17 protein-coding genes are annotated in these 19693 nt (G+C 58.0%); 4 read left to right on the forward strand and 13 right to left on the reverse strand.

All coding sequences use genetic code 11. The annotated features are described in order from the left end of the window. Positions 1 to 111 precede the first annotated feature (111 nt). The 3 genes from V7787_RS01245 to V7787_RS01255 are packed head-to-tail and all read right to left on the reverse strand — an operon-like array spanning position 112 to position 2989. Positions 112 to 918: a sugar phosphate isomerase/epimerase family protein gene (locus V7787_RS01245; protein ID WP_336084968.1), complete on the reverse strand. Its 807-nt coding sequence runs from the start codon at positions 916 to 918 to the stop codon at positions 112 to 114. After that, on the reverse strand, positions 915 to 1655 hold the full coding sequence (locus tag V7787_RS01250; protein WP_336084970.1) for an SDR family NAD(P)-dependent oxidoreductase: 741 nt from the start codon (positions 1653 to 1655) through the stop codon (positions 915 to 917). Before V7787_RS01250 ends, V7787_RS01245 begins: the two co-directional genes overlap by 4 nt. Beyond that, positions 1652 to 2989, reverse strand: coding sequence for an MFS transporter (locus tag V7787_RS01255; protein WP_336084972.1), 1338 nt, complete (start codon positions 2987 to 2989; stop codon positions 1652 to 1654). The genes V7787_RS01250 and V7787_RS01255 overlap by 4 nt, the downstream gene beginning before the upstream one ends. Before the next feature lie 276 nt (positions 2990 to 3265). Between V7787_RS01255 and V7787_RS01260 the strand changes: the two genes are divergently transcribed. Further along, a complete protein-coding gene (locus V7787_RS01260; protein WP_336084974.1) occupies positions 3266 to 4207 on the forward strand; it encodes a LysR family transcriptional regulator in 942 nt (313 codons plus the stop codon). Between the two features lie 149 nt (positions 4208 to 4356). On the opposite strand, the gene V7787_RS01265 is transcribed toward V7787_RS01260, so the two are convergent. Next, a complete protein-coding gene (locus V7787_RS01265) occupies positions 4357 to 5499 on the reverse strand; it encodes an alkene reductase (protein WP_336084976.1) in 1143 nt (380 codons plus the stop codon). A 278-nt stretch (positions 5500 to 5777) separates the two neighbouring features. Next, the gene (locus tag V7787_RS01270; protein WP_336084978.1) at positions 5778 to 8162 is read right to left on the reverse strand and encodes a membrane-bound PQQ-dependent dehydrogenase, glucose/quinate/shikimate family; all 2385 of its coding nucleotides are present in this window, start codon (positions 8160 to 8162) and stop codon (positions 5778 to 5780) included. Positions 8163 to 9094: 932 nt separating this feature from the next. Here V7787_RS01270 and hpaR point away from each other — a divergent pair. From hpaR to V7787_RS01285, 3 genes are all read left to right on the forward strand, one after another. After that, positions 9095 to 9517, forward strand: coding sequence for a homoprotocatechuate degradation operon regulator HpaR (hpaR, locus tag V7787_RS01275; protein ID WP_336084980.1), 423 nt, complete (start codon positions 9095 to 9097; stop codon positions 9515 to 9517). 431 nt (positions 9518 to 9948) lie between these two features. Continuing rightward, positions 9949 to 11118, forward strand: a complete 1170-nt coding sequence (locus V7787_RS01280) for a p-hydroxyphenylacetate 3-hydroxylase oxygenase component (RefSeq protein WP_336084981.1) — start codon at positions 9949 to 9951, stop codon at positions 11116 to 11118. A 76-nt stretch (positions 11119 to 11194) separates the two neighbouring features. Continuing rightward, the gene (locus tag V7787_RS01285; RefSeq protein ID WP_336084982.1) at positions 11195 to 12139 is read left to right on the forward strand and encodes a p-hydroxyphenylacetate 3-hydroxylase reductase component; all 945 of its coding nucleotides are present in this window, start codon (positions 11195 to 11197) and stop codon (positions 12137 to 12139) included. Positions 12140 to 12226: 87 nt separating this feature from the next. On the opposite strand, the gene hpaI is transcribed toward V7787_RS01285, so the two are convergent. The 8 genes from hpaI to V7787_RS01325 all read right to left on the reverse strand — a co-directional run bounded on the left by hpaI (position 12227) and on the right by V7787_RS01325 (position 19602). Next, positions 12227 to 13030, reverse strand: coding sequence for a 4-hydroxy-2-oxoheptanedioate aldolase (gene hpaI, locus V7787_RS01290; protein WP_336084983.1), 804 nt, complete (start codon positions 13028 to 13030; stop codon positions 12227 to 12229). Between the two features lie 10 nt (positions 13031 to 13040). After that, entirely contained in the window at positions 13041 to 13844 is an 804-nt protein-coding gene (hpaH, locus tag V7787_RS01295; RefSeq protein ID WP_336084985.1) for a 2-oxo-hept-4-ene-1,7-dioate hydratase, read from the reverse strand. 17 nt (positions 13845 to 13861) lie between these two features. After that, the gene (locus tag V7787_RS01300) at positions 13862 to 15169 is read right to left on the reverse strand and encodes an MFS transporter (RefSeq protein WP_336084987.1); all 1308 of its coding nucleotides are present in this window, start codon (positions 15167 to 15169) and stop codon (positions 13862 to 13864) included. A gap of 44 nt (positions 15170 to 15213) precedes the next feature. Continuing rightward, entirely contained in the window at positions 15214 to 15624 is a 411-nt protein-coding gene (locus V7787_RS01305) for a 5-carboxymethyl-2-hydroxymuconate isomerase (RefSeq protein ID WP_336084989.1), read from the reverse strand. Positions 15625 to 15686: 62 nt separating this feature from the next. Next, a complete protein-coding gene (gene hpaD / locus V7787_RS01310; protein ID WP_336084991.1) occupies positions 15687 to 16610 on the reverse strand; it encodes a 3,4-dihydroxyphenylacetate 2,3-dioxygenase in 924 nt (307 codons plus the stop codon). Between the two features lie 90 nt (positions 16611 to 16700). Further along, on the reverse strand, positions 16701 to 18161 hold the full coding sequence (hpaE, locus tag V7787_RS01315) for a 5-carboxymethyl-2-hydroxymuconate semialdehyde dehydrogenase (RefSeq protein WP_336085082.1): 1461 nt from the start codon (positions 18159 to 18161) through the stop codon (positions 16701 to 16703). Positions 18162 to 18166: 5 nt separating this feature from the next. After that, positions 18167 to 18934 (reverse strand): fumarylacetoacetate hydrolase family protein, encoded by a 768-nt coding sequence (locus V7787_RS01320; RefSeq protein WP_336084993.1) that lies wholly within the window; start codon positions 18932 to 18934, stop codon positions 18167 to 18169. Beyond that, positions 18931 to 19602: a fumarylacetoacetate hydrolase family protein gene (locus tag V7787_RS01325; protein WP_336084995.1), complete on the reverse strand. Its 672-nt coding sequence runs from the start codon at positions 19600 to 19602 to the stop codon at positions 18931 to 18933. The genes V7787_RS01320 and V7787_RS01325 overlap by 4 nt, the downstream gene beginning before the upstream one ends. Between the last annotated feature and the right edge of the window lie 91 nt (positions 19603 to 19693).

The following is a 19693-nucleotide window of genomic DNA, read 5'->3' on the forward strand; positions in this document are numbered from 1 at the left end:
CCATCGATCACCTACCAATCCGGTGGCTTTGAATATTGGGCTATAAGCGCGACGGCGGGAGGCTGTCGCGCGAGGTCTGTTTTAACTGTGCTTGCTCAGGCCTCGAGTTGATTAAGATGGGTAGAGCAGCCCGGAAAGCGTCGATGTGAAGATGCTGTCAGCACCTCGCTTCATGCGTTCACTTGCTGATAGGCCTTTAACCGGCACCTCCACGCCGTAACGAACATCTCGCGGCAGCACCTCAATCAGCTCAGCAAGGGGCAGCAATCCGCTCCCAGGCATTAAGCGCCCCTCCCGGGCTTCCTGAATGATGAGTTCAGGGGAGGGGGGAGCAAGAGGGGCATCGCATAGTTGGACATCTGCCAACCACCCGGGATCAACCTGCTGAAGATCAGCCAGCGTATTCCCCGCCCTGAACAGATGCAGCGCATCCAAGAGGATTCCGCTGTTCTGTTTACCAGCCGCTTCAACAAGCGCAGCGGCCTGCTTGAGGTTGGCCACATCACGCCAGCGCATGAATTCAATGTTGATGCGGATCCCATAAGGCGCGGCCAGGTCGCAAAGACTGCTGAAGTTTGTGCTGAGCCGAGGAAAGTCTGGATCATCACCGGAAACCGTCAGGGAATCAGCGCCAAGCTCCGCTGCGGCCTCCAAAAGCCATTCCACACTCTTCACGTCGATTTCAGGCGTCAGTTCAACGAATTCAACATCATTGACCCTAATGTCTTCGCTCTTGAGCACGCTAAGGAGTTCGGCAATTGCTGGGGTGCCTGAGCGCACTGGATAAGCCAGACCGCCCTTCATGGCTGGATGCAGGCGAAGTCCGACATGTGTGAATCCAGCCTGGGCAGCTTCCTTAGCTAAGGCAACTGGTGCCAAGTCGAGGGCCGTGAGATGAGCAACACTCAAGCGTTTCAATATGTCGCCCTCCCGCCGCTCAAGTCGAAGACGAACCCTGTGGTGAAGCTGCACTCTGGCCCAGCAATCCAGTTGACCATATTGGCGATCTCTTCAATCTGCAGGAACCTGCCCATCGGAATCTTCGCTTTGCTGGCGGCGATGTGCTCTGGCGTCATTTCGTTCATGAGCGCGGTTTCGGCCATTGCGGGAGCGATGCAGTTCAGAATTACGCCGTCTTGGGCGAGCTCTTTAGCAGCAGCCTTAGTGAAAGCGATCACACCGGCCTTGGCAGCTGAGTAGGCGGAGATGTATTGCACCCCGTCTTTACCCGCCATGGATGCAACGTTAACAATCCGTCCATAGCCATTGGCACGCATGTGGGGGATGGCGGTTCTGCAGCAATAGAACACTCCGTTCAGGTCTACGGCGATGACCTGATCCCACGCTTCGATCGGATATTCCCAAGAGGGTGTAACGGGGCCATTGATTCCGGCGTTGTTTACCAGGATGTCGATGCGACCGAACTCGGCTGCAGCTACAGCAAAAGCCTCTTCCACGGATGCGAGGGAGGCGACATTGACGGCCTGCCGAAGCGCCGGCTCAAAACCATTAGCCTCTGCATCCCAGTTGTCGACATTCAGATCCCAGATCACAACTCTCGCGCCTGAGGTGTGGAGGCGCTTTGCGATGCCCAGTCCTATCCCCCGCATGCCGCCAGTCACAATCGCCGTTTGGCCTTCGAGATACTGTTTCATTTGGTAAGTCCTTGCTCAGGCTGCTCAATGGAAGGCAAACGGGTGAGATCACGCACGATGAAGAGGTAGCAAAGGGCACCGAGCACGGTGATAGACGACACGAACGCAAGTGCCCAGACGAAGGAACCTGTTGTGGAAACGATCACGCCGATCGTCAGTGGAGTCACGATGCCGGCTGCGTTAGCAAACAGGTTGAACACACCGCCAGAGAGACCAAGCATGCCTTTGGGGGCGATATCAGAAACGATCATCCATGCGAGTGCAGACATGCCCTGTGCGAAGTAAGCGACACACAGGATCGCGATCACCAAGGCGTCAGAATCGACGTAGTTTGCGAGTACGATCACGGATGCAGTGAGTAGGCCTGCGATGACTGGCAGCTTGCGTGCCACGTTCAAGGAATAACCGCGGCGCAGCAGCGCGTCCGAGAGCCAGCCACCCACCAAGGTTCCCAGCGATGCAGCAATGAAGGGCAACACGGCGACCCAACCTACCTTCAGCCAGGGCATATGGCGCTCTGTAACCAAGTAAGTCGGGAACCATGTCAGGAAGAAGACGTTCGTGGAGTTACACGCAAATTGACCAAGGCAAATGCCCAGCATGTTGCGATGCTTGAGCAGAGCAGGGATCTGACGCCATTCAAAGCGAGTAGCTTTTTGACCACCGTCGACCACACCGCCACCTTCGCGGATGTAATCGAGCTCGGCCTTGTTTGCGGTGCGCGACTCGTGTGGTTCATGGTATTTCCGCCACCAAACCAAGCCATAGAGCACACCTACAGCGCCAACACTCAGTAACAGCACTCGCCATCCGTAGGCATGCAGAACCCAGAACAGCGCAGGGGAGAGGAAGGCGAGACCTACATACTCAGCGAAGGTGTAAATACCCGTTGCTCGAGCGCGCTCGCTTTGCGGGAACCATGTGGCGACAACGCGGCTGTTGGTCGGAAAGCATGGAGCCTCGGAAGCGCCGACTAGCATTCGGAGGCCCAGAAGCGACGCAAAGCCTTGTGCTAGGCCCTGTAGCGCAGTGAACACTGACCACAGTGTCAGTGCTAGCCAGTAGGTCAGCTTCGTGCCGAGCCGGTCAATGAGGATGCCGCCCGGGATTTGAGCAGCAGCGTAAGTCCAAGAGAACGCAGAGAAGATTAAGCCCATCATCACTGCTGACAGGCCCAGGTCTTGGCTGATGGCTGGGGCTGCAATACCCATGACCGTGCGGTCAAGGTAATTGATCATTGTGCCGCCGGAGATCAAGGCCAGGATCATGAAGCGTGTCCGCGTACGCCGCGCTTGAGTCGCGGGCGTATCTAGCACGGGAGTATCGATCGCCATTTGGGGTGCCTCTTATCATTATTGGTTGGTAGCGCGCAGGCTCGGCGGGCGTGGCAAAAAAGGACGCGAGCTCAGAGTCCTTTCTGAGCCACGTCCCACACACGAGCAAGCATCAGCAAAAGGGCCACAATTCAACCGGTAGGCTTCGGTCAGCGGCTTGACCTTTCGAAGAAGGCAAGGCCCACTGTTATTGTGGCTCGTAACCACATTACGACGACTCAGCCGGCGACGCTCATGACGAGATCGCCTAAACCATTAGCCAAGGTAATGATGTTCATGTCCATGTCAGACTCCGCCCAGTGGGTATTCAAGATGCGCCACATGGAAATGTTCCGAGCCGTGATGCTCACGGGGTCGGTCAGCGCGGCTGCAAAGATGATGTATGTCACCCAACCGGCGGTCAGCAAGCTCATCCAGTATGTGGAGGCTCGTCTGGGCTACAGGCTATTCGAGAGGGTTAACAACAGGCTGGTACCTACTGCAGAAGCTCACACTCTTTATCGAGAAGTAGAGCGAGTTTACCTCGCCGCCCAAGCGGTCAATGAGTGTGCGATGGCGTTGGCAGGGCAGCCGGCTCGGCAGTTGCGAATATGCTGTAGTACTACACTTTCGACAGTGCTTATCCCTTACGCGTTAGCGAAGTTGAAGCGTGAAGTCCCGGGGCTTGACATCCACTGGCAAACTGCACTCATAAGAGACATGCCTGCTCAGCTACTCGGAAAACAGATAGATCTTGCTGTTGCAGCCCTTCCTGTGGAGCATGAGCACCTTAACTGTTTTCCATTTATGCGCGGCAGCATGGTGTGCGCTGTGCCGCCAGACCATGTTCTTGCGAGCCAGGAGGTTGCAACCCTAAAGCAGTTGGCCGACTTTGAACTGCTGTTATTCAGGCGCGACATACCCTTTGGTGGAATTTTGGCGAAAGCGTTTGAGGATCAGGCGCTTGCTTATTCTCCAATTCTCAATTTCACCACGGCAGTTGAGGGCGTTGCCTTGGTGAAACAAGGTTTAGGTATTGCGTTGGTCGATGAGTTCGTGGCACAAGATAGCGGCTTAGCCGTAGTTCGGTTGGTAGAGCCCATTGAGTTCGATATCAGCTTTGTGTACTCGAAATTTGAGGCTTTGTCCGAATCTTCAATGCAGCTTATGAGGATTTTGCTCGATCGTGCGGCTGTTCTAAATCGATTGATTCCGGGTAGTCGACTCCCATTCAACTGACTCCTTAAGCTCGACACAAATGTACTGAAAATGGCCTATTTGATTGGATCATTATGTGGGACTTAGCTCTCGGACGTCGGTTACGGCACGAAAAACGACCGCATCCTCCCAGCGAAGCAGCGGAGGGTGCGATCGATAGGTCGCGACGACTATTTTACAGAGGTGTTGGCATGAAAGGGCGGGTAGTCGATATAACCGGTGAAGTCACCAGCGTAAATACGATCAGTGTTTACGGGAGCCAAAGGCCAGCCATTCTTAAACCGAGCAACCAGGTCTGGATTACTGATGAAGTTCTTACCGAAAGCTGCTAGGTCAATATAACCTTGAGTAATCAAGCGCTCTGCCCGAACTGGGGTCAAGCCACCGGCCAGGATTAAAGCTGTGCGTGGCAGGTGAGCCTTCATCTTTTTTAGGAGTACAAAGAAGTCATCGTCTTGGTTCGTGCGCTCGACAAAGTAGAAGCGTTCTGCCCCTCTCTGGTTCATGATATGAACATAGGAAAGATTTCTTTCACCTGCCTCAATCGCTAATTGCTCATAGGTCTGATCAATCTCGTCATAGAGAGGCATATCGAAAAGTTCACCGTATGGTGACAATCGAATGCCTACTCGCTCAGAACCAATGCGCTCTATACAGGCATCGATAACATCCAAAGTGAAGCGGATACGGTTCTCAAGCGTTTCTGCAGAGTACCGGTCGCTGCGATCGTTGACATGCGGGTTTAAAAACTGCTCATGCAGATAACCGTTCGCGCCATGGATTTCCACGCCATCGAATCCAGCCTTCACTGCGTTGTTTGCGGCATCGGCGAAATCACGGATAACTCGCTCTACCTCCTCAGTACTCAAACGGCGAGGGGCAGGGGAATGCAACCTCGCAGGCTTACCCTGTGCGTCATAACCAAAGGCTTGCGACGCCCTAGCTTGTTTGGATGTAGCACTGACTGGAGATGTACCATTGTCTTGGATAGACGGATGCGACAGCCGCCCAACATGCCAGATCTGCGCATAGATTCGCCCCCCGACCGAGTGGACTGAATCAGTGGTCAGCTTCCATCCTTCGATCTGTGCGGGTGTATAAATACCAGGGTTAAAGATATACCCCTGACCCTCACGCGATATTGGCGTGCCCTCCGTAACGATCAGCCCTGCTGTTGCACGCTGAGTGTAGTGCAGGGCAATCCCAGCATTAGCGATGTCATCAGGCGCCCTGACACGAGTCATGGGAGCCATAACGATCCGGTTAGAAAGCTCGATTCCTGATAGATCAAAGGGACAAAAAAGGTTAGTCATAAGCTGCTCTTTTAGGTGGAGGAGGCACTGGGGCCGTTAGCCAATGCCCCATTAAGGTGAGGAACGTGTAGGGTGGGAATCCCAACCGTCTTGAAGAAGAGCCTCCGACAGAATCGAGGGCTACTTCAATGGCAGATAGCTGCAAAACAGAATTGCTTTAAACGGAATTCCAGGCCGTGCTTGACTGACTGCCACTCGAATTCGCAGCAATCACGCAAACCTGATGCCTAGGGGCAGGAGGGTGCAATTGGTCAACCAATGCACCCTCTACCGAGCGCTTACTGATCAGGCAAAGAATAGGCAATCACGTAATCACCGCGGTCAGGGGACTGGCGCGTTCCGCCAGCGACTACCACGACATACTGCTTACCGGTTTGAGGCGAAACGTAGCTCATCGGTGTTGCTTGGGAGCCAACCGGCAGTTCTGCTTTCCAGAGCTCATCACCAGACGTCTGGTCATAAGCCCTCAGGTAGTAGTCCTGTGTGCCGGAATGGAAAACCAGACCAGAGCGCGTGGTGAATGACCCGCCCAATGTAGGCATGCCTAGTGGTACTGGGAGGCTGACGCGAACGTTCGCCATGCGGATATCACGCACTGTACCTGCTGGCCGCTGCCATTGTAGTTTTCCGGTATTGAGATCAACCGCTGACACCGTCCCGAACGGCGGAGCGATACACGGAATGCCGAGTGGGGACATGAACGGAGAGGTCACCACTGCATACGGAAGTCCTGCTTGTGGCGAATAGAGGTTTTTGCCGTCATGAACGCCGGTGCTTTGTGCATCGCCGATTGCGCGCGGCTCGACCAGAGTCGTAAGCAGCGGAAGACGAATGTCATTGACGATAAGTGTGCCGGTATCTTCATTGATCGATGCGCTGCCCCAATTCATACCGCCATAGTTGCCGGGGAACTGCAGCCCTGTGGACTCGGGCCGAGGAGGAGTAAAGTCACCCTCGTACCGGACGCTCTTGAACGTTATCCGGCACAGCATCTGATCAAAGATCGTCGCTCCCCACATGTCCACCTCTTGGAGACGCTTGACGCCGATGACTGGCATCTCCACTGAGTACGGTTGTGTAGGCGCCAGGTGATCACCTGGCGCTGCGCCTTGCGGTACAGGCTTCTCTTCAACCTTTCGGATTGGATTTCCGTTGCGACGGTCAAGCACGAAAATCTGGCCCCGCTTAGTTACTTGCACCAAGGCCGGTGTCTTGCTCCCATCCTGTGCAGGAATGTCGTACAGCGCTGGTTGCGCGGGAACGTCATAGTCCCAGAGATCATGGTGAACTGTCTGGAAACGCCATGCGATCTTGCCGGTGGCAATGTCGAGAGCCACGATAGAGGATGAATTCTCCTCATCGAAATCACGCCGTTTGCCTCCGTAGTAATCCGGAGTCGCGTTGCCAGTCGGGAGGTAAACCAGGCCCAATTTTTCGTCGAAAGCTGGCGTGCTCCAGACGTTAGGAGTGCCGCGGGTGTATTGATAATCTTCTGCCGGGGGCATCTGCAGATTCGGATTACCTACATCCCATGCCCAGGCGATCTTGCCGGTGCGGGCATCGAAGGCACGGAAGGCGCCCGATGGTTCGCTCACTTCCTGATTGTCGTACACCCAACCACCGACAAGGATCAGCCCTTTTGCCACGGTCGGCGCCGAAGTCGGAACGTAGAAAGCATTTTTTATTTGGCCCAAGCCGCGCTTCAAATCGACGCTGCCTTTATCGCCAAACTCCTCGCATGGTTTGCCAGTGGCGGCATCCAGCGCGATCAGCCGTGCATCCACGGTGCTGGTAATAATCCGTTTGCTGCAAGCTTGGGATGATTGATCTACCGAAGCGTTCACGCTCGCTCCAGCGGGCGAGATGCTGACGTCGAAGTAACTCACACCGCGGCAACGCTGCCATTTACCGTTGCTCTGCACCTTCGGATCAAAATGCCAGCGCTCCTCCCCCGTATCAGCGTTCAGTGCGATCACACGGTTGAGCGGAGTGCACACATATAAAGTATCTCCAACCTGTAGAGGAGTATTTTGATACTCAGAGCCGTTAACTGGCAGCTCACCAGTTCTAAAAGTCCAGGCAACCTTTAGCTTGCTTACGTTAGTTTTGTTGATCTGATCAGCTGGAACGAAACGTGTGCCTGCAGCGGTTCGGCCATAGGCGGCCCAGTCGCTGGCGGCAGAGGTTTCAGCGGATGGATTGACTGTCACTTCCTGCGGATCGCTGATCACCCCATGGGGCACGAACATCGCAGCGAACCCTGCAATGACGGCGACCGCCATAACTGCTGCCGCACTGTACCAAGGGCGGGTGGGTGAGGTTGGGCCGGAGAGATGAGGGGCGATTAGCAGTGCTGGAACTGCCAGTACCAATACACCAGACAGACGTGGCACAAGTGGCCAGAACTGTAGCCCGACCTCTGTAAGGGCCCATAGGAGGGTACCGATAAACAGTACGCAAAATGCCCAGAATCCGGAGCGCCTTGCTTTCACATGGAGATAGCCGCTGACAAGGCACACGATTCCGGCGAATGCATAATACCCAGAGCCGCCTAATTTAAGAAGTTGGACTCCGCCAATTAACAGAGCTAAACCGCACAGTAGCAGAATAAAGCCGAACAAGGCGGGCCAAGTTCGTTTTGTTGCAGGGGATACTTCGCTCATTTTTATTACCTTCATAGAGCCAATTCCTTGCTGAGCAGAAGGATCATCTGGCTTGAGAGATGGTGTTAACGCGACGCGCGAAAAATGTACGTGCAAAAACGCAGGGGAAGCAAGAAGTTACATTTCTCACGACAGCACTAGGACTTGATTTGAGGTGGCACAGGTAATCACTTTGGGGTGCGAAAAGTGCCAGTCAATCACGCTGACTTCAGCCGCCCTACGCTTGTGACCCATATGAAGTATGCCGCCCGAGCCTAGCAGGTATGTGAGGTGCCTATGCTGAATGCCCCGTATTCTCTAGGCTTCAGGGTTCAGTGTGTGTGTTCCGGGTCGTTGATTTCTAACTAACTAGCATGAACGCTCAAAATTGGTTGACCGTTCAATCAATCCTATGAAATTGAGTTCTGATCACTCATTGACGACTTTCAGTCAACTCACTTACTAAATGCGTCCTACAATTGATTAACTAAACTGGCTGCGCTTTTGAGTCTCGCTGTCTTTCAGTGTGGATGAGCACAGAGGGCACGTCAGATCGGTTTTCCGTGGCTTAAGGGGATGGTGGTTGCCAGGGCTGAAACATCTAAGCGAAAGTTAGGGAGTGTGACCAGGTTTCGGTTGGTCTCTGTAAAAGAAGCTGAACTTTAAAATAAATATTCTGAAAGAGCTCAGTGGTAGGTAATAAAGAGCATTTAGCACTACTTGATGCTTCGTCAAATGTTGCGTTCTTGCTATCGATTAGTTGGATCTTCTGTATTGCCGAGATTGCTTTGCCTGTCTTGCTTAAGGCTTCTCGCGTGCTACGGTAAGGCCATGAGGCCCAGTGGAAGCAATCCGCATTATCGTGAAAGCTGAACCCCAAAAATTGTTAATGTATTAATGAGCCTGCAGTGGCATAATGCTTTGCACATTTCATCACTTATGCCTAGGTACGCATGAGCACACCAAGACCCTCCCTGACGCTCACCTTACTGCAGGCGCGCGAAGCCACGATGGCGTTCTTCCGCCCCGCGCTCAATGCCCATGACCTCACTGAACAGCAATGGCGCGTCATTCGCATCTTGCGTCAGCAGGGAGAACTGGAAAGCCACCAGTTGGCTGAGGCAGCGTGCATTCTCAAACCCAGCATGACGGGCGTACTCAAGCGTCTTGAGCGCGATGGCATCGTGGGCCGGCGCAAATCAGCTGAAGACCAGCGTCGCGTGTTCATAAGCCTGACCGAAAAGGGGCATCAGGCATTCCTGGCGATGAGTGAGGAAATGGGTCGAAATTACGAGAAAATTCTAAGTCAATTCGGCGAGCAGAAGCTCCAGCATCTGATGCAGTTGCTCGAGGAGATGAAGAAGGTAAAGCCGTGAAGCGCCCGTAGCTTAGCCAGGTACCGATGCACTTGGCAGGGTTCAGCCTGCGATTTCTGGCTTACCAATGTCTACACTGAAAGCTGTTCTTGGAGGCAAAGTCTTGGCTATCACAACTCTGCCTGCCTGACATCGTCGGTCGCCTAATCAAGGGCCATAGCACGTGCCACGTTAAGAGTTGGCGCTTGTGCGATCGCTACACCAAGAGCATGTGATGACTTTGCATCACGCTTTACCATTCCTGAAATTCGAGAGCGTCGCGCCTTGGTTATTCCAGGCAAGCGTCTCATGGAAAGTGCAATTTTCCCCTCGGAACGTGCATTTCTCGACCACGTCCAGCGACACATACTGAAACTGTCATCGAGATTTCTCGGCTGCCCAATTCTGCATTGGGCATGCGCGCTGACTATCCAATAATAAAGAGACAGTTCATGAAAAAGCCAAACCCCCTGCTGGAAGACCTCAAAGCTGTTCTGCCGTCCATTGCCTCCAACGCCTTTCGGGCGGAGCAGGATCGCAGCGTCCCCGCAGAGAACATCGCCTTGCTCAAGAGCATTGGCCTGCACCGTGCGTTCCTGCCCAAGCAGTATGGTGGGATGGAGATATCCCTACCACAGTTTGCTCAGTGCATTGCACTGCTGGCCGGTGCCTGTGCCAGCACTGCATGGGCGATGAGCTTGCTGTGCACCCACAGCCATCAGATGGCGATGTTCTCATCAAAGCTGCAGGAAGAGGTATGGGGCAGCAACCCTGATGCCACCGCCAGCAGCAGCATCGCACCCTTCGGTCGTACCGAAGAAGTAGAAGGTGGTGTGAGCTTCAGCGGCGAGATGGGCTGGAGCTCCGGCTGTGATCACGCCGAGTGGGCCATTCTTGGATTCCGCAGGCCTAACGCCGAAGGCTCCCAGGATTACTGTTTCGCGCTACTGCCGCGCAGTGACTATGAGATTCGTGATGACTGGTACGCGGTCGGTATGCGCGGCAGCGGTAGCAAGACACTAATCGTTAAGGATGCATTTGTGCCTGAGCACCGTATCCAGAAAGCCAAGGATATGATGGAAGGCAAGTCAGCAGGTTTCGGACTGTACCCGGACAGCAAGATCTTCTTCACCCCTTACCGTCCATACTTCGCCAGTGGATTCTCGACAGTCAGCCTCGGCGTCGCCGAGCGCATGCTCGAGGTCTTCCGCGAGAAGACCCGTAATCGCGTACGCGCCTATACGGGGGCCACGGTCGGCGCCGCAACGCCAGCGCTGATGCGCCTCGCCGAATCCACCCATCAGGTCGCGGCTGCTCGCGCACTCTTGGAAAAAAGCTGGGATGAGATTGCCGAACACAGCGAGCGCCACGAATACCCATCGCGCGGCACGCTTGCATTCTGGCGCACCAACCAAGGATATGCAGTGAAGCTGTGCATCCAAGCGGTCGATCGGCTGATGGAAGCTGCCGGTGGCGGTGCTTGGTTCGAAACGAACGAGCTGCAACGACTCTTCCGTGATTCGCACTTGACTGGCGCCCACGCCTATACCGACTACGACGTATGCGCACAAATTCTGGGGCGTGAGCTGATGGGGCTGGAACCCGACCCAGCGATGGTCTAAGCCGCTTCAGGCTGATATCCCCACACAACCACAATAATGAACAGGGTAGGCCGTCTGGCCTGCCTGGGAGTCTTGCATGTCTAATGAAACTGTAAACCCTGCTGATTTCGACACCCGTGCCTTCCGCCGAGCGCTGGGTAATTTCGCGACTGGCGTAACAGTGATTACCGCTGCTGGGCCTAGCGGCCGGAAGGTCGGTGTTACTGCGAACAGCTTCAATTCGGTATCACTAGAGCCGGCGCTGATCCTCTGGAGCATCGACAAACGCTCCACTAGCCATGAGGTATTCGAGGAGGCTTCGCACTTTGCCGTGAACATCCTCGCGGCTGATCAGATCGATCTGTCCAATAACTTCGCACGCCCCAAGGATGACCGCTTTGCAGGCGTTGATTACGAGCAGGGGGCCGGTGGCGCGCCTCTGCTTGTCGATTGCTCAGCGCGTTTCCAATGCGAAAAGCACCAGCAACTCGACGGCGGGGATCACTGGATCTTGGTGGGCAAGGTAGTAGCTTTTGACGACTTTGGACGCTCGCCGCTGCTGTACCACCAAGGTGCCTATTCCATGGTACTCCCACACACTCGTATGACTCAGCGTACCGAAGGGCTTGCACCGAGCAGCAGTTTTCAAGGCCGCTTGCAGTATAACCTGTATTACTTGATGACACAGGCACTGCGCGCTTACCAGGCCGACTATCAGCCACGTCAACTGTCCACCGGATTGCGTACCAGCGAAGCGCGCATGTTGATGGTTCTGGAGAACGATGCAGGTCTGAGCCTGAATGACCTGCAACGCGAGGTGGCGATGCCTGCGCGTGAAATCGACGAGGCGGTGGCGAACCTAAAGCGTAAGGGTTTGATCGCCGACGATGAAGGCCGGGTACGCTTGTCGATCAAGGGTATTGATGAGACCGAAGCTCTCTGGAGTATTGCCCAACAGCAACAAGAGAAAGTTTTCGACCGATTCAATCCTGAGCAAATCGAGAACTTCAAGACTGTGCTGAAGGCGATCATTCAGCTGTAATTCTTCTGAACACTGCAAAAAAACGGCGCCCATTGGGCGCCGTTTTCGTCTTGTTCATCGCACTCTGTCTGTGCGCGCGATGTGGTGTCAGTAAACACCACCACCAGCACTGCTGAACACCAGCGTATCCTTGAATTTGCCGGCGAGCGTTTGCAATCCACGCATCAGCACGGTGGTATCGACCCCGACCGCAACGAAGGCCGCACCCAGCTCGATATAGCGCCGCGCCAGCTTCTCGTCGGCGCTGAGAATCCCCGCCGCCTTGCCCGCCTTGCCGATGCGCACGATGGCGTCCTCGATCGCCACTTGCACGTCCGGGTGCCCGGGGTTGCCGCGGTGGCCCATGGCCGCGCTGAGGTCGGCAGGGCCGATGAACACGCCATCGACGCCGTCGACCTCGACGATCTCGTCCAGGTTGGCCAGGCCTTCCATGTTCTCGATCTGCACCAGCAGGCACATCTGCGCGTCAGCCTGGTCGAGGTATCCCGGGATGCTATTCCAGCGCGAGGCCCGCGCCAGGGCGCTGCCCACGCCACGCACACCCTTAGGCGGGTAGTGTACGGCCTTGACCAGCTGGCGTGCCTGTTCGGCGCTCTCGACCATGGGTACCAGCAGTGTCTGCGCACCGATATCCAGCACCTGCTTGATCAGCGCGGTATCGCCGATGACCGGGCGGATCACCGGCTGGCTCGGGTACGGCGCTACCGCCTGCAACTGCGCGAGCATGCCGCGCAGGTCGTTGGGCGCGTGTTCGCCGTCGATCAGCAGCCAGTCGAAGCCGGCATTGGCGGCAAGTTCTGCGCAGTAGGCATCGGCGAGGCCTAGCCACAGGCCGATCTGCGCCTGGCCGCTGCGCAGACGTTGCTTGAAGGTGTTGATGGGCATGTCCATGGCGAGCTCCTCAGATGAACCGGCAGGCAATCGAGCCGAGAAGGTCGTAGTCGACGTGGAAGGTGTCGCCGGGGCGCGCAGCCACCGGGCGGGTGAACGAGCCGCCGAGGATGATCTGGCCAGGCTCCAGGGTGATGTCGTAAGCGGCCAGCTTGTTGGCCAGCCAGGCAACGCCTTTTGCCGGGTGGTTGAGCACGGCGGCGCTGACCCCCGACTCCTCGATCACGCCATTGCGGTAGAGCACCGCCGGCACCTTGCGCAGGTCGATCTCGGTGGGGCGCACGGCCCGCCCGCCCATGACCACGCCGGCATTGGCGGCGTTGTCGGAAATGGTGTCGAAGACCTTGCGCGTGGCCTGGGTCTGCGGGTCGACCTGCTGGATGCGGGCATCGATGATTTCCAATGCCGGGATCACCCATTCGGTGGCGTCCAGGACGTCGAACACGGTCACGTTGGGGCCTTTGAGCGGCTTGCCGAGGATGAATGCCAGTTCGACTTCGACTCGCGGCACGATGAAGCGCTCGAATGGAATCTCGCTGCCTTCGTCGAACAGCATGTCGTCGAGCAGCGCGCCGTAGTCGGGCTCGGTGATGTTCGACGACACCTGCATGGCGCGCGAGGTCAGGCCGATCTTGTGGCCGACCAGCTTGCGACCAGACGCGATCTTCTTCGCGACCCAGGCACGCTGGATGGCGTATGCATCTTCGATGGTGATAGTTGGTTGCTCTAGGGAGAATTGGCGAACTTGCTCGCGCGAGCGTTCGGCCTGGTCGAGGCGCTCGGCAGCCTGCTGGATGAATGCGTTATCAAGCATGGTGGGGATCTCTGGATTCAAGGGTTGACGATGGCGGCCCGGGTGCGCAGCACCAGCAGGCCACCGAGGGTTATGAAGACGGCCAGGGCGTACAGCGCAAGACTGGCGCTTTGTGTGGTGTCACGCACCCAGCCGATGAAGTAGGGCGCCGCGAACGAGGCGATGCTGCCCAGCGAACTGATCAGGGCGATGCCGGCGGCCTGAGTGCGGGCATTGAGAAAAGCCGGTGGTAACTGCCAGAACATCGGCAGCGCAGCGCTGGCGCCCATGCCCGCCAGAATCAGCCCGGCCAAAACCGGCCAGGGTTGCAGCGGTGCCAGGCCGGTGATGGCGATGCCGGAGGCGGCCATCAGTAGCGGTACGCACAGGTGCCAGCGGCGTTCGCGCTGGCGGTCGCTGGAGCGCCCGCAGGCGAGCATGAACACGCAGCCGGCCAGGTAGGGAAGGGCGCTGAGCAGGCCGACGCTGGCGTCGCTGCCGATGCCGGCACCATGAATGAGGCTGGGCATCCAGAAGGCCAGGGTGTTGACCGCCAGCATCACCGCGCAATACACAGCCACCAGCAGCCAGATGGACGGGCTGATGAGGATGCCGCCCAGGGAGGTGACCGTCTTGCGCTGCTCTTCACAGCCGAACTGGGCTCGCAGCGCCGCCTTCTGCCGGTCGTCGAGCCAGTGCACCTGCTCGAAGCGTTCCGGCAGTGCCGCAAGCACCACCAGGCCCAGCACCACCACCGGCGCACCTTCGAGCAGGAACATCCACTGCCAGCCTCGCAGCCCGGCGCTGTCGTGCATGAAGGCGAGGATCGCCCCGGACAGTGGCCCACCCACCACGCCGGCCAGCGGCACGGCGATGGCGAACAGGGCGGTGACCTGGGCCCGGCGCCCGGCGGGGTACCAGCGATTGAGGTAGACCAGGATGCCCGGGAAGAAGCCGGCCTCGGCCGCGCCCAAGGCAAAGCGCAGCAGGTAGAAGGTACTGCTGCTTTCAATCATCAGCATGCTGGTGGACAGCAATCCCCACACCACCATCAGCGTGGCGATCCAACGACGCGGGCCGACGCGTTCCAGCATCAGGTTGCTGGGCACGCCGAACAGCGCATAGGCAATGAAGAACAGGCCGGCGCCAAGGCCGTAGACCGTATCGGACAGCTGCAGGTCTTGGCTCATCTGCATCTTGGCGAAGCCGATATTGATGCGGTCGAGGTGGGCGAACAGGTAGCAGACCAGCAGCAGAGGCATCAGCCGCCAGGTAATCGTGCGGTGGGTGGCGTCGGCCAGTTCAGCCTGGGTTGGCGCCGGCGAGGCATGTTCGAGTGTGCTCATGGTTTTTGTACTTGTTGTGTGATGAGGCAACGGGCGGCCTGGGTTCAGGCCGGGCGGTTGAACAGCGGGTGCAAGGTGCTTTGTTTGGCGTCGTAGACCTGCTGGGCACTTTCATCGATCTGCAGGGTGATGCCGACCGGGCGTTGTTGCAGCAGCCCGTCCAGGCGTTGTTTGAGTACCTGTTGCAGGTTGTCGCCGACCGCCTTGTGCACCTCGCGGCTGCGGCCGCTGCCCATGCGCAGGTTGGCGTACAGGAAGCCGTACTCGCCCTTGCCGTCAGCCACCGCGCAATGGGTGGCGGGGTAGGCCAGCACGCGGGTGCCGCCGGTGGGGAACACGGCCTTGCCGGTTTCGTCGTGCTGTTCGAGCATGCAGTCGGCCAGGGCGCGGCACAGCCCGGGTATATCGGCATCGGCTTCCAGGTCAGGGGTGTAGAGCAGAACCAGGTGTGGCATGAAGGCATCCTCAGCGAGAAGCACCTGGCCATCGCGGGGACGGCCAGTTGCGAACGGGTGGGTTACAGGCGACTGGTGGAAGCAACGTTGGCCGGATTAGCCGCCTGCGGTTGCGGAATCGCCGAACCGTCCTGGGGGGTGACCGGGAAGATGGCATTGATCTGGCCAGTTCCCGAAGAGCCGAAGTACGGGGTCACTACCTCAGCCTCGCCGTCATAGTTCGACCAGCCGAGGGTTCCGAGCAGCATCGCCGTGTCATGCATGAAACCTTCGCCATGACCTTTGGAGGCGTACTCGGGGAGCATTGCGCAGAAGTCTGCCCATTCGGCGCTTTCCCACATTTTCACCACCCGGTGATCGAGGGTTTCCAGGAACGGGCTCCACACCTTGGTGGCGAAGTCCGGGGCCTGGCCGTTCTGGGCGAAACGGTGCGACAGCGAGCCACTGGCAAGGAACGCAACGGTGCCGTCGTAGTGGTCTTCCACGGCTTTGCGCATGGCCCAACCAAGGCGGGCGCTGTCAGCCAGATAATGCGACGTGCACAGAGCCGAGACCGAGATCACCTTGAAGTGCTGGTCTTGGTTCATGTAGCGCATTGGTACCAGGGTGCCGTACTCAGGGCCCAGCGTGGTGGCATGGTGGGCCATGGTTTCAACACCAAAAGCATTGCAGGCATCGGAGAGGATCAGCCCAAGCTCTTTGTTACCAGGGAATGCGTAGGGCATGTTGCTGATAAAATGCGGCAGCTCGTTGGAGGTATAGACCCCTTCAAATCGCTCTCCGCAGAGAATGTGATAATTGGCATTGACCAGCCAATGGGTATCGAACACAACGATCGTATCGACGCCCAGCTCACGGCAACGGCGACTGATTTCGTGATGTCCATCGATAGCGGCCTGGCGAAAGCCTTGGCGGGGCCCAGGCAGTTCGGACAAATACATGCTGGGCACGTGAGTGATTTTGGCTGCGAGCGCCACTTTACCCATGATCAGACTCCTTATTCTTATAGATCCCAGAGCACCAAGCGAGGTCGCAGTCGTCAGAACAGAAGCCCGCCCGGTACTCAGGGAAAACGGTCACACGCCCCAGCGCGGGATGTGGTGGCTACCCATGGAAATGCAGACGTTCTTGATTTCGGCAAACACTTCGAAGCTGTACTGCCCACCCTCGCGGCCGGTACCGGAGCCTTTCACACCACCGAACGGCTGACGCAGGTCGCGCACGTTCTGGCTGTTGATGAACACCATGCCTGCTTCGATACCACGGGCCAGGCGGTGAGCCTTGCCGATGTCCTGAGTCCAGATGTACGAGGCCAGGCCGTACTCGGTGTCGTTGGCCAGTTGCAGCGCCTCGGCTTCGTCCTTGAACGGGATCAGGCAGACTACCGGGCCGAAGATCTCTTCCTGGGCGATGCGCATCTTGTTGTTCACGTCGGCGAACACGGTGGGCTGGATGAACTGACCTTTGGCCAGGTGCGCAGGCAGGTTAGCCGGGCGCTCCAGGCCACCGGCGACCAGGCGAGCGCCTTCTTCGATACCGATGCGGATGTAGCCAGTGACCTTGTCGTAGTGCTGCTGGGTAATCATCGAGCCGACCTGGGTTTTCGGGTCGGTCGGATCACCGACGATCAGGCGCTTGGCGCGTGCAGCGAACTCGGCAACGAACTGCGGGTACACGCTTTCCTGGATGAAGATGCGGCTGCCGGCGGTGCAGCGTTCGCCGTTCAGCGAGAAGATGGTGAACAGTGCAGCGTCCAGGGCGCGCTCGAGGTCGGCGTCCTCGAAGATCAGCACCGGGGATTTGCCCCCCAGCTCCATCGAATACTTCTTCAAGCCAGCGGTCTGCATGATCTTGCGGCCGGTGGCAGTGCCGCCGGTGAAGGAGATCGCGCGTACATCCGGATGGCGCACCAGGGCGTCGCCAGCCGTGGCGCCGTAGCCCTGGATCACGTTGAGCACGCCATTGGGGATGCCCGCCTCGACGGCCAGGCGGCCCAGCTCGTTGGCGGTCAGCGGTGACAGCTCGCTCATCTTCAGTACCGCAGTGTTGCCCAGCGCCAGGCACGGCGCGGTCTTCCAGGTGGCGGTCATGAACGGCACGTTCCACGGCGACACCAGGCCACACACGCCGACCGGCTGGTACATCGTGTAGTTGAGCATCTGGTCGTCGACCGGGTAGGTGTGGCCGTCCATGCGCGTGCACACTTCGGCGAAGAAGTCGAAGTTGTGCGAGGCGCGCGGGATCAGCACGTTCCTGGTCTGGTGGATCGGCAGGCCGGTGTCGAGGGTTTCCAGCTCGGCCAGTTTCGGCACGTTCTGGTCGATCAGCTCACCCAGCTTGCGCATCAGTCGTGCGCGCTCTTTGGCCGGGGTATTGGCCCATTTCGGGAAGGCTTCTTTCGCCGCGGCCACGGCCTGGGCGACTTCCTCGGCACCGCCGCTGGCGACTTCGCAGATGGCGTCGCCGGTAGCCGGGTTGTAGTTGACGAAGGTGTCTTTGCTTTCGACCTCACGGCCATTGATCCAGTGCTTGATCATGCTGCTCATGCCTTGTTGTTCTTGAAGAAGTCAGCTTCGCTGACGATGCGGTTGACCAGGCGGCCGACGCCTTCCACTTCCACCACCACTTCGTCGCCCGGCACCACGTCGGCCAGGCCTTCCGGCGTGCCGGTGGCGATCATGTCGCCCGGCTGCAGGGTCATGAAGCTGGAGAAGTATTCGATCAGGTGGGGGATGTCGAAGATCATGTCGGCGGTGGTGCCTTCCTGTTTCAGCTCACCGTTGATCCAGGTGCGCAGCTTCAGGTTGCTGACGTCGGGTACATCGGCGGCATCGACGATCCACGGGCCGACCGGGGTGGTGGCGTCGCGGTTTTTCACCCGCAGGTTGGGGCGGTAGTAGTTCTCGAGGTAGTCGCGGATGGCGTAGTCGTTGCACAAGGTGTAGCCGGCCACGTAGTCCAGGGCATCCTCGCGCCTGACGTTTTTCGCCGCTTTGCCGATGACCGCGACCAGCTCGCACTCGTAGTGCATGTACTCGACATTGTCCGGGCGCCAGGTCACCTGGTTGTGGCCGGTGTAGGTGCCCGGCGACTTGATGAAGGCCAGCGGCTCGGTGGGCGGGGCGAACGCCAGTTCGCGGGCATGGTCGGCGTAGTTCAGGCCCAGGGCGAACATGCTGCCGTCGGCCGGTGGCAGCCATTCGACCTGGCTTTCGTCGAGCACCCGGCCATCGGCCAGGCGCACGGCGTTGTCGGCTTCGACGGTGACAGCGTGGACGCTGCCCTCATAACGGATACGCGCGTGTTTCATGCAGGCTCCCCCGACTCGGCAACGATGGTGTTGGCCAGGCGACCCAGGCCTGTGATCTCGACTTCCACGTGGTCTCCCGGGAGCACGTCCACGCGCCCCTCCGGGGTGCCGGTGATCAGCACATCGCCTGCATGCAGGGTCATGAACTCGCTCAGTTCGGCGATCAGTTGCGGGATGCTGCGCACCAGGTTAGCGGTGGTGTTTTCCTGCACCACAGCGCCGTTCACGTAGAGCTTCAAGGTCAGCTGATGCGGATCGGCGACTTGCGCCACCGGCACCAGATCTGGGCCGATCGCGCAGAAGCCATCGCGGCACTTGGCCTTGACCGCAGGGCGGTAGTAGCTGTCTTCCGGCAGGCTGTATTCATTGACGATGGTGTAGCCGGCCACATGGCCCAAGGCGTCGGCGGCGCTAACCCGGCTGGCGTCTTTGCCAATCACCACGCCCAGCGCCGGGCCCGGTTGCAGACGCTCGCCGGCGGGGTGAATCACGTTGGCACCATGGGCGTTACGGGTGTTCGGCGTCTTGATGAACAGCACCGGCTTGACCGGGGCCTGTTTGTAAGGGGGCTGTTCGAACTCAGCCAGACGCTGCTGCAGCAGACCGTTGTAGTTCAGCGCTACGCCGAACACGGTGCCGTTCGCAACGTCATGCAACGCATGGCTCATGCTTCTCTCCTGGCAGTGATGGGGAGCAGATCCTCCCCAGCTAGATTGTTAATGTGTTAACGTTATAATTAAGATGTTAACGAACGTCAAG

This window comes from Pseudomonas sp. CGJS7 (genome assembly GCF_036961695.1).

What these genes read in the sequence shown, in the direction of transcription:
- V7787_RS01260 (WP_336084974.1), top strand. Translation starts at nt 3,266, where the DNA reads ATGTCCATGTCAGACTCCGCCCAGTGGGTATTCAAGATGCGCCACATG.
- hpaE (WP_336085082.1), bottom strand. Translation starts at nt 18,161, where the DNA reads ATGATCAAGCACTGGATCAATGGCCGTGAGGTCGAAAGCAAAGACACC.
- V7787_RS01285 (WP_336084982.1), top strand. Translation starts at nt 11,195, where the DNA reads ATGTCTAATGAAACTGTAAACCCTGCTGATTTCGACACCCGTGCCTTC.
- hpaH (WP_336084985.1), bottom strand. Translation starts at nt 13,844, where the DNA reads ATGCTTGATAACGCATTCATCCAGCAGGCTGCCGAGCGCCTCGACCAG.
- V7787_RS01320 (WP_336084993.1), bottom strand. Translation starts at nt 18,934, where the DNA reads ATGAAACACGCGCGTATCCGTTATGAGGGCAGCGTCCACGCTGTCACC.
- hpaD (WP_336084991.1), bottom strand. Translation starts at nt 16,610, where the DNA reads ATGGGTAAAGTGGCGCTCGCAGCCAAAATCACTCACGTGCCCAGCATG.
- V7787_RS01255 (WP_336084972.1), bottom strand. Translation starts at nt 2,989, where the DNA reads ATGGCGATCGATACTCCCGTGCTAGATACGCCCGCGACTCAAGCGCGG.
- V7787_RS01300 (WP_336084987.1), bottom strand. Translation starts at nt 15,169, where the DNA reads ATGAGCACACTCGAACATGCCTCGCCGGCGCCAACCCAGGCTGAACTG.
- hpaI (WP_336084983.1), bottom strand. Translation starts at nt 13,030, where the DNA reads ATGGACATGCCCATCAACACCTTCAAGCAACGTCTGCGCAGCGGCCAG.
- V7787_RS01270 (WP_336084978.1), bottom strand. Translation starts at nt 8,162, where the DNA reads ATGAGCGAAGTATCCCCTGCAACAAAACGAACTTGGCCCGCCTTGTTC.
- hpaR (WP_336084980.1), top strand. Translation starts at nt 9,095, where the DNA reads ATGAGCACACCAAGACCCTCCCTGACGCTCACCTTACTGCAGGCGCGC.
- V7787_RS01250 (WP_336084970.1), bottom strand. Translation starts at nt 1,655, where the DNA reads ATGAAACAGTATCTCGAAGGCCAAACGGCGATTGTGACTGGCGGCATG.
- V7787_RS01280 (WP_336084981.1), top strand. Translation starts at nt 9,949, where the DNA reads ATGAAAAAGCCAAACCCCCTGCTGGAAGACCTCAAAGCTGTTCTGCCG.
- V7787_RS01305 (WP_336084989.1), bottom strand. Translation starts at nt 15,624, where the DNA reads ATGCCACACCTGGTTCTGCTCTACACCCCTGACCTGGAAGCCGATGCC.
- V7787_RS01325 (WP_336084995.1), bottom strand. Translation starts at nt 19,602, where the DNA reads ATGAGCCATGCGTTGCATGACGTTGCGAACGGCACCGTGTTCGGCGTA.
- V7787_RS01265 (WP_336084976.1), bottom strand. Translation starts at nt 5,499, where the DNA reads ATGACTAACCTTTTTTGTCCCTTTGATCTATCAGGAATCGAGCTTTCT.